At 58.4% G+C, this 8,852-nt stretch carries 9 protein-coding genes; 8 read left to right on the forward strand and 1 reads right to left on the reverse strand.

Features of this window, described 5'->3' with window-relative positions; all coding sequences use genetic code 11:
* The first annotated feature begins 125 nt into the window (after positions 1–125).
* On the forward strand, positions 126–1,862 hold the full coding sequence (locus tag BLL38_RS18230; RefSeq protein WP_154220576.1) for a cation:proton antiporter: 1,737 nt from the start codon (positions 126–128) through the stop codon (positions 1,860–1,862).
* On the opposite strand, the gene BLL38_RS18235 is transcribed toward BLL38_RS18230, so the two are convergent.
* Entirely contained in the window at positions 1,849–3,057 is a 1,209-nt protein-coding gene (locus BLL38_RS18235) for an ammonium transporter (RefSeq protein ID WP_076963797.1), read from the reverse strand. The two genes, BLL38_RS18230 and BLL38_RS18235, sit on opposite strands and share 14 nt — an antisense overlap.
* Before the next feature lie 354 nt (positions 3,058–3,411).
* On the opposite strand from BLL38_RS18235, the gene BLL38_RS18240 reads away from it, so the two are divergent.
* From BLL38_RS18240 to BLL38_RS18270, 7 genes are all read left to right on the forward strand, one after another.
* On the forward strand, positions 3,412–3,726 hold the full coding sequence (locus BLL38_RS18240) for an ElaB/YgaM/YqjD family protein (RefSeq protein ID WP_029298079.1): 315 nt from the start codon (positions 3,412–3,414) through the stop codon (positions 3,724–3,726).
* Positions 3,727–3,728: 2 nt separating this feature from the next.
* Entirely contained in the window at positions 3,729–4,115 is a 387-nt protein-coding gene (locus BLL38_RS18245) for a phage holin family protein (protein WP_032862786.1), read from the forward strand.
* Complete coding sequence (locus tag BLL38_RS18250) at positions 4,112–4,453, forward strand: hypothetical protein (RefSeq protein ID WP_076963798.1); 342 nt, start codon at positions 4,112–4,114, stop codon at positions 4,451–4,453. Before BLL38_RS18245 ends, BLL38_RS18250 begins: the two co-directional genes overlap by 4 nt.
* Positions 4,454–4,547: 94 nt before the next feature.
* Positions 4,548–5,711, forward strand: a complete 1,164-nt coding sequence (locus BLL38_RS18255; protein WP_076963799.1) for an EAL domain-containing protein — start codon at positions 4,548–4,550, stop codon at positions 5,709–5,711.
* Between the two features lie 72 nt (positions 5,712–5,783).
* Positions 5,784–7,115 (forward strand): deoxyguanosinetriphosphate triphosphohydrolase, encoded by a 1,332-nt coding sequence (locus BLL38_RS18260; protein ID WP_076963800.1) that lies wholly within the window; start codon positions 5,784–5,786, stop codon positions 7,113–7,115.
* A 246-nt stretch (positions 7,116–7,361) separates the two neighbouring features.
* Positions 7,362–7,763 (forward strand): response regulator transcription factor, encoded by a 402-nt coding sequence (locus BLL38_RS18265; RefSeq protein WP_076963801.1) that lies wholly within the window; start codon positions 7,362–7,364, stop codon positions 7,761–7,763.
* A gap of 352 nt (positions 7,764–8,115) precedes the next feature.
* Positions 8,116–8,742: a response regulator transcription factor gene (locus BLL38_RS18270; protein WP_076963802.1), complete on the forward strand. Its 627-nt coding sequence runs from the start codon at positions 8,116–8,118 to the stop codon at positions 8,740–8,742.
* Positions 8,743–8,852: the final 110 nt, after the last annotated feature.

Raw genomic sequence — 8,852 nt, forward strand, 5'->3', positions numbered from 1 at the left:
AGGCGTTCATTCTAGGCCGTCGGAAAAACCTCGCCAAGTCGCGACAAACACCTGATCCAGATCACCATGGCCTATAACTGATTCAGCGATTCTCGCGGCTTTTTTCCCGCAACACCCCGACGGAGATGTCTGTGTTTGCCAACCTGCTGATCATTCTTGCCTCATCCCTGGTGGTCATTGCGCTGTTTCGCCGGCTGCAGCTGCCGCCGGTGCTCGGCTACCTGTGCGTGGGCCTGGCCGTTGGGCCAACAGCCCTGGACTGGGTCAATGACAGCGAAGACCTGCCAGACCTCGCCGAACTGGGGGTGGTATTCCTGCTGTTTTCCCTGGGCCTGGAGTTTTCCCTGTCAAAGATGCTCACCCTGCGCCGGGTGGTGTTTGGCCTGGGTAGCCTGCAAGTACTGTGCTGCTCGGTATTGCTGGGCGGGTTGCTGCTGTTGATAGGCATGTCGCCGGTGGCCGCGTTGTTGCTAGGGGCCGGGCTGGCCCTGTCATCGACCGCCATTGTGAGCAAGGAGTTGACCAGCCTGGGGGAGATTTTCAGCAGTCATGGGCAGAATGCGATTGGCGTGCTGCTGTTCCAGGACGTGGTCGCGGTACTGTTGCTGACCCTGGTCCCGGTGTTCGCCGGTAGCAGCGAACAAGCCTGGTACTGGGCGCTGCCCCTGACCCTGGGCAAGACCGTGGTGTTGTTTCTCGGCCTGCTGCTCGCCAGCCGCTGGCTGTTGCCACGCCTGTTTCACGAAGTGGCCGCCTCACATTCGGCGGAACTGTTCGTGCTGCTGGCCCTGGTGATCGTGCTGCTCACGGCCTGGCTGACGCACCTGCTGGGCCTGTCGCCAGCCCTCGGCGCATTCCTGGCGGGCATGCTGCTGGGGGAAAGTCATTACCGGCACCAGATTGAAGCGGATATCCGGCCGTTTCGCGACATCCTGCTGGGACTGTTTTTTGTCAGCATCGGTATGCTGATCGACCTGCAGCTGTTCATCAGTCACAGCCTGCAGATCCTCGGGTTGACCCTGGCGCTGATGCTGATCAAGGGCTGCGTCGTAGCCGTGCTGGTCAAGCTGCGCGGCAGCGACAGCGAAACCGCCTGGCGCAGTGGCCTGGCCCTGGCCCAGGGGGGTGAATTCTGCTTTGCATTGATGGCGCAGATGCAATTGAGCAATATGCTGCCAGGCAAAATCAGCAGCCTGCTGCTGGCGGCGACATTCTGCTCCATGCTGCTGACGCCCCTGTTGCTGCGGGCCGCGCCCGCTATCGCGCTGCGCCTGCATCGCAAGCCCAACCAGCAAGTACAACTGGAAGCAATCACCGCGCTCAACGCCGAACTGCGCGGGCACGTGCTGATCTGCGGCTATGGCCGCGTTGGTCAATCCATCGGGCGTTTCCTGCGCCGTGAACAACAGGCGTTCATTGCCCTGGACGATGACCCCGAGCGCGTACAGGAAGCCGCCACCGAGGACAGCAGCGTGCATTATGGCGATTGCCGACGCGGCGCCCTGCTCAGCGCGGTCGGCCTGGAGCGCGCGCGCCTGGTAGTGATTGCCGTGGACAATGCGGATGTAGCACTGGTGGTGCTCAAGGAAGCGCGGCGGATCAACCACAAGGTGCCGATCCTGGTACGCACCCGCGACGACAGCCAACTGACCGAACTGAAAGCTGCCGGCGCCAGCGAGGTGGTGCCCGAGTTGCTGGAGTCGAGCCTGATGCTCGCGTCACACGCGCTGATCATGCTCGGCCAGCCTGACCAGCAAGTGCGCGAGCGGGTCGACGAAGTGCGGCGCAACCGTTACCGCTTGCTTCACGGTTTCTACCAGCACACCGACGACAGCCGGCAAGCGCCGATCAATCCTGACTGACCGCACCAATTTTATGGATCGACAAGTCCGCGCCGTAGTACTCCTCTTCCTGACTCAAGCGCAGGCCGCAGATGCGCTTGAGCACGCCATACACCAGCAACCCGCCAGCCAGGGCCACCAGCACCCCCAGGGCGGTACCGATCAACTGGCTGATCAGGCTCACACCGCCCAGCCCACCCAAGGCGCTCTGCCCGAAGATCCCGCAGGCAATCCCGCCCCACACACCGCACAAGCCATGCAGCGGCCAGACACCCAGCACATCATCGATCTTCCAACGCGCCTGGGCGGCGATAAAGCACCAGACGAACAAGCCACCGGCCACCACGCCGGTGATCAATGCCCCCACCGGGTGCATCAGGTCGGAACCGGCGCAAATCGCCACCAACCCGGCCAACGGACCATTGTGCAAGAAGCCCGGGTCATTACGCCCGATCACCAGCGCCGCCACGGTACCGCCCACCATCGCCATCAGCGAGTTGACCGCCACCAGCCCGCTCACGCCGGAAAGGGTCTGCGCACTCATCACGTTGAAACCGAACCAGCCGACGATCAATATCCACGAGCCCAGCGCCAGGAACGGGATGCTCGAAGGCGCGAACGCCACCAGGCGTCCATCGCGATATCGTCCCTGGCGCGGGCCCAGCAGCAGCACCGCAGCCAACGCCAGCCACCCGCCCATGGCGTGGACCACTACGGAACCGGCAAAGTCATGGAACGTCGCGCCAAAGGTCGCCAGCAACCAGGCTTGCAGACCGAAGTTGCCGTTCCACACCATGCCCTCGAAAAACGGGTAGATGAACGCCACGATCAACGCCGTGGCGCACAGCTGTGGAGCAAAGCGTGCACGCTCGGCAATGCCTCCGGAGATGATCGCCGGGATGGCTGCCGCGAAGGTCAGCAGGAAAAAGAACTTCACCAGGCCATAGCCATGGTCAGCACTGAGCACTGCGGCCGGCTGCATAAAGCTGACCCCATAGGAGATCCAATAGCCTATAAAGAAATAGGCCAGGGTCGAGACCGCAAAATCACTGAGGATTTTCGACAGCGCGTTGACCTGGTTCTTCTGTCGCACCGTACCGACTTCCAGAAACGCGAAACCGGCATGCATCGCCAGGACCATTACCGCGCCGATCAGAATAAACAGCGTATTGGAGCTGTGGACCAGAGTGTCCACCGCGCTTTGCACATTTTCCATGGGAATTGGCAGGCCTGCAGTTCAGGAAAAAGCACCAAAGCAGTTCATTGCCAACGGTCGCGCACTAAATTGGCACCACACGTTCCACCCTTCTTGAGAGGGTTTGAACCGCTTTGGCGCGACGACAGATGAAGAAAGCAGTGACTTGTGGGTTTTTCCACGGGTTTTAGTGATTTAGGGTAAGGTTTTTCAAGGCTTTTGCCGAAACCGCCCACATTGCGCGCAAGCCTTGCGGCTCGCGCACCAAGGCAAAGCAAAAGCTGTACCAGACAATTGCAGTGAACCTTCACCGATACCGGCGACTCTCAACCAAAACCCTGCAAAAGCATCAGACAGCCACTCACGGAGTTAACCATGGCCAGAAAAACGGCAAAGACTGCTCAAGAAATACTGATGGAAGATTTCCAGACCCTGGTCAGCGATACCGAAAAGCTGCTGGACGACACCGCGATTCTGGCCGGTGACCAGGCTGATGAGCTACGTTCGAAAATCCACGACAGCCTGCTGCAAGCCCGGGAAACCCTGAAGTTGACTGAAGACTCCTTGCGCGAACGCGGCAAGGCGGCAGTCACCGCCACCGAAGACTACGTACAGGCCAACCCTTGGCAGTCCGTGGGTATCGCGGCCGGCGTGGGCTTTCTGATCGGCCTGTTGGCTACAAGGCGCTAATCATGTCTAACGGCGAAACCGGCTCGTCCACGGGCCCAAGCTCCACCTCGCGGCGCCTCGGCGCGGCTGTCCTGGGCTTGCTGCACAGCCATGTCGAGCTGTTCGGCATCGAGTTGCAGGAACAGAAGGCACGCACTGTCAGCCTGCTGCTGTTTGCCGGCCTGGCGCTGGTGTTTGCCCTGCTGCTGCTGGTGGGGTTATCGGCGCTGGTCATGATCCTGGTCTGGGATACCTATCGCCTGACCGGGATCATCAGCCTATGCGTGTTTTATGTACTCGCCGCAGCGTTCTGCGGGCTGCGCTTGAAGGCCGCGGTATTCGATGAGTCCACGCCTTTCCACGCCACCCTCGAAGAGCTGGCCAACGACCGGGAGCGCCTGCTGCCATGAGCCTGACTGAACTGCCGCAAACCAACTCCCGGCGGGAAATGCGCAAGGCGTTGATTCGCCTGCGCATGGAAATGCACCGCCAGGAAATTCGCCACGAATCCCAGCAATTGCTGCTGCCCCTGCAAAAGGTGCGCAACATGGGCCAGAGCTGGCAGGACGGGTTCGGTATCAAGCATGCGCCGCTGTGGGGCGTCGCGGCGGTGACCCTGCTGGGGTTTTTCACCGGTAAAGGCGCCAAGGGTGGCGGAATCGGCACCATGACCCGTCTGGTACGACTCGGTGCAGGGCTGATCCCCTTGATCAAGCTCGCCATGCAGGGTGCCGCCCGCAAGCCCTGACGCAACTGGCTGCATTCTTGCAAATGGATCAGGCCCGGTGCCCTCTCTGTAGGGGCCGGGCCTTTTTCATACCGAAGCATCCTAAGGAGGCTCTGTGATTGACGGGCAACCGCTCGCCTTTTTCCAACCATTTATCGACACCGCCACCGGCCGTATTGCCGGAGTGGAAGCACTGGGCCGCCTGCAACAGACAGACGGGCAATTGCTGTCGGTCGGCCCGTTGTTCGCCGATGCCCGTACGCCTACCTCGGCGTTGCGCCGCCTGGACCGCAAGATCCGCGACAATGCCCTGAGCCGCCTGCATGAAGCGCCTGAAGACTGGTTCCTGAGCCTCAATATCTCCCCCCGCTGGATCACCCTGCTGCGACCGGGCCAACCGCTGCCCAGCCTGAAACAGTTACAGGCCCATGACATCGATCCAAAACGCATTGTGTTTGAGATCACCGAACTGGGAGGTGACAGCCAGCGCCTGGCCGAGGTCGTCGCACGCTACCGTCAGGCCGGTGCACGGATTGCCATTGATGATTTTGGTGCCGGGTATTCGCAACTGGATCGGGTCCTGGCCTTGCGCCCGGATATCCTCAAGCTGGATATGCGCCTGTTCCAGGCCGCGGCCCTGGGAGGCCCAAGCAGTGAAGTGGTGCGCGCCCTGGCCCAAATGGCGGAAAAAACCGGGTGCTGGATCATTGCCGAAGGTGTGGAAACCGAAGCGCAACTGAACTTTGCCCTTGAATGTGGCGCGCGTTATGTCCAAGGCTACCTGTTTGCCCAGGCGCAACTGAACTGGTTCGCAGCCGATGCCTTCGTCCCGCGTTTCGCCGTGCTGCGCCAGGCATATGTGCAGCAGAAACTGGCAGAGCGCGGGCGAATCATGCTGCTGCGCCAGCAACTGATCGAGTTGATGCAGATCCTGCAAGGCTGGGTACTGGCCCAGGAGCCACTGAATCAACTGCCATGGTTGCCGGGTTTCCCCAGGCTGCTGCGGTTCTATCAGTGCGATCGCCACGGCACCCAACTGACTCCCAACTTCGAGTGGCGTCAGAATGCCTGGCAAGCGGACGGCCGCTACCTGGGCCACAACTGGTCATGGCGCCCCTATTTCTATCACCTGCTGGCCGAGGGCTGGGAAGAACGCCGCGTGATTCTCTCCACCACCTACCGCGATGCCACAACCAATCAATACTGCCTGACAGCAGGACAATTCTTCGATAACGGTCAGCGCTTGCTGTTAATCGATATTGACGCCGCCGACCTGTAGTTTTTCGCTTGCTCCGGGCACGCCGAACCGGGAAGCTGGGGGTCGACATTCATCCCACGGAGAGCCCTCGCCTTGGATTGGCCTACCCTGCTTACCCGCGAACGCCTTGGAAAACCCCTGCACAGCCCGGAAGAGCTGGGTCGCAGCCCATTTCACAAAGACCATGACCGGATCATCTTCTCCGGGGCCTTTCGTCGCCTGGGCCGCAAGACCCAGGTCCACCCGGTGACCAGCAACGATCATATCCACACCCGACTGACACACTCGCTGGAGGTCAGTTGCGTCGGACGCTCCCTGGGTATGCGCGTCGGCGAGACCATCCGTAGTGCCCTGCCCGACTGGTGCGACCCCAGTGACCTAGGGATGGTCGTGCAATCGGCCTGCCTGGCCCACGACATCGGTAACCCACCGTTCGGCCATTCCGGTGAAGACGCGATTCGCCACTGGTTCCAGCAGGCCGCAGGCCGCGGCTGGCTGGATGACATGAGCAGTGCCGAGCGCAATGACTTCCTCAATTTCGAAGGCAATGCGCAAGGGTTCCGTGTGCTGACGCAATTGGAATACCACCAGTTCGACGGCGGCACGCGCCTGACCTACGCCACCCTGGGTACTTACCTGAAGTACCCATGGACCGCCCGCCATGCCGACTCCCTGGGCTACAAGAAACACAAGTTCGGCTGCTACCAGAGCGAGCTGCCGATCCTTGAGCAGATCGCCCAGAAACTGGGTCTGCCTCAACTTGAGGAACAACGCTGGGCGCGCCACCCTCTGGTTTACTTGATGGAAGCGGCCGACGATATCTGCTACGCCCTGATCGATCTTGAAGATGGCCTGGAAATGGACTTGCTGGAGTACGCCGAGGTCGAATCATTGCTGTTGAACCTGGTAGGCGATGACCTGCCGGAAACCTACCGGCAACTGGGGCCCCTGGACTCCAGGCGACGCAAACTCGCGATTCTGCGCGGCAAGGCGATAGAGCACCTGACAAACGCCGCCGCGCGGGCGTTCGTCGAGCAACAATCAGCGCTGCTGGCCGGGACCTTGCCAGGGGATCTGGTGGAGCATATGCATGGCCCGGCCAAACGCTGTGTACTGAATGCCAAGGACATGGCGCGCAAGAAAATCTTCCAGGACAAACGCAAGACCCTGCATGAGATCGGCGCCTACACCACCCTGGAGATCCTCCTGAACACCTTCTGTGGCGCAGCCCTGGAACAACATGGCGGCCGCACCCCATCCTTCAAGAATCGGCGCGTCCTGGATTTGCTGGGCAATAGCGCGCCCCATCCTGATTGGTCACTGCACCGTTCGTTCTTGCGCATGATCGACTTCATCGCCGGCATGACCGATAGCTACGCCAGCGAAATGGCCCGCGAGATGACCGGGCGTTCACACCCTCAGTGACCCGTGACCCAGGCAGGTTTTTCTGCCTGGGTGCTTGCCTCAAAGAATTGACCTACGCAGGCACCAGAGCGGACTGATCGAATTCGCCCCAACACCCGATGAATAATCACTCCTCTCTGATCCACCCCAGCGATCAGTTCCTACATTCACGCAAACCTTCGATCGCCCAGCGCCTGGTTCACTGGGCAAATCGTCACTGGTACTGGCTGGCATGTTCCGGCTGCAGCTACGTCCACGGAACTTCCTATGCCCGAACGACAATTGCGCATCCTGTTGGTGGAAGATCACCCGTTTCAACTCCTGGCCATTCAGAGCCTGCTCAAGAGTTTCGGCTTCACCCAACTGACACCAGCCGAAAATGCCGAGCAGGCGATCAAGTTGATGAGAACAACTGAGGTCCCTTTTGATGTCATGTTATGTGATCAATGCCTGCCCGATCTCACCGGGTTGGAGCTGGTGGAGATAGCCAGCCATGCAGGCTTTGTCAAAAGTGCGGTATTGCTAAGTGGACTACCCGCCCTCGAACTGGAATATCTGAAAACCCTGGCAATAAAACGCGACTTGCGTCTGCTGGGATACTTGGCTAAGCCCTTGAACAAAGAAGCCTGGATTGAGTTGATCAGCCAATCAGGGCTTACCCACGACTAAGAGTACTGCCATGTACTTGACCAAAAACCATCCGGGAAGCCTGAAGTGCCTCACTGCACCAACACTCCATTAATTGCCTAGGTATTTCTTAAATTTCAATGTAGGACATTAAACACGCACCCCAATGAAATATCGCCATCATCCAACTTAAAAACAACACCGCACAACTTTAAAATCTTTCATCCAAGAAACTCTTACAACATGGCCAACAAAGCCTTAGCACGTCGTAGTCCAACACCTTTTTGATCGTAGGAATTTTCCTGTTTTATACCTACTCAGCCTTCCCTTCATGCTCCTGCCCTACCTTCTGAGCTAATGTGCGCGCTTATTTGCACTAGTATGGAATTGGCTCATGAATACAGTCTTTATTATTGACGACCATCCGGTTATTCGACTTGCAATCAGAATGTTACTGGAACATGAAGGTTACAAAGTAGTCGGTGAAACAGATAACGGTTGTGATGCAATACAAATGGTCCGCGAATGTCTTCCAGACCTAATAATACTTGATATCAGCATTCCAAAACTCGACGGGCTGGAGGTCCTCTGCAGGTTCAATGCAATGAGCACGCCGATGAAAACCCTGATTTTGACAGCCCAGTCTCCAACACTTTTTGCCACACGCTGCATGCGTTCGGGCGCCGACGGTTATGTCTGCAAAGAAGGTGATCTAAGTGAGCTGCTAAGTGCTATCAGAGCTGTACTTTCAGGTTACAACTATTTTCCAAGTCAGGCATTGAATACCACGGGTGCCGAGTCTGGCGAGAACGAAGAATTGAATCTTTTCAAGTCAGTCAACGACCGAGAACTTATGGTCCTACAACTTTTTGCGCAAGGCCGTACAAACAAGGAAATTGCCAAAGGCATGTTTCTCAGCAACAAAACTGTCAGCACTTATAAAAAACGATTGATGCAAAAACTCAAGGCCAAGTCCTTGGTAGAACTTATCGAGATGGCAAAACGGGCTCTTCGCATTTAAGGGTGTAGCTGATTTCTAAACCCTCCTGACTTCAGCAAGCACCTGGCTATGTAATTGGTTAAATTTCTAAAGCCCAAGGCGGTACCTCGTAAGTGCTCAAGTCGCCCGTT

Origin of the sequence: Pseudomonas gessardii (assembly GCF_001983165.1) — a bacterium.
Taxonomy (GTDB): Bacteria; Pseudomonadota; Gammaproteobacteria; order Pseudomonadales; family Pseudomonadaceae; genus Aquipseudomonas; species Aquipseudomonas gessardii.

Bases quoted from the DNA above. Each gene is read 5' to 3' on its own strand.
- BLL38_RS18245 (WP_032862786.1), top strand. From the start codon at position 3,729: ATGTCTAACGGCGAAACCGGCTCGTCCACGGGCCCAAGCTCCACCTCG.
- BLL38_RS18230 (WP_154220576.1), top strand. From the start codon at position 126: ATGTCTGTGTTTGCCAACCTGCTGATCATTCTTGCCTCATCCCTGGTG.
- BLL38_RS18235 (WP_076963797.1), bottom strand. From the start codon at position 3,057: ATGGAAAATGTGCAAAGCGCGGTGGACACTCTGGTCCACAGCTCCAAT.
- BLL38_RS18240 (WP_029298079.1), top strand. From the start codon at position 3,412: ATGGCCAGAAAAACGGCAAAGACTGCTCAAGAAATACTGATGGAAGAT.
- BLL38_RS18250 (WP_076963798.1), top strand. From the start codon at position 4,112: ATGAGCCTGACTGAACTGCCGCAAACCAACTCCCGGCGGGAAATGCGC.
- BLL38_RS18270 (WP_076963802.1), top strand. From the start codon at position 8,116: ATGAATACAGTCTTTATTATTGACGACCATCCGGTTATTCGACTTGCA.
- BLL38_RS18265 (WP_076963801.1), top strand. From the start codon at position 7,362: ATGCCCGAACGACAATTGCGCATCCTGTTGGTGGAAGATCACCCGTTT.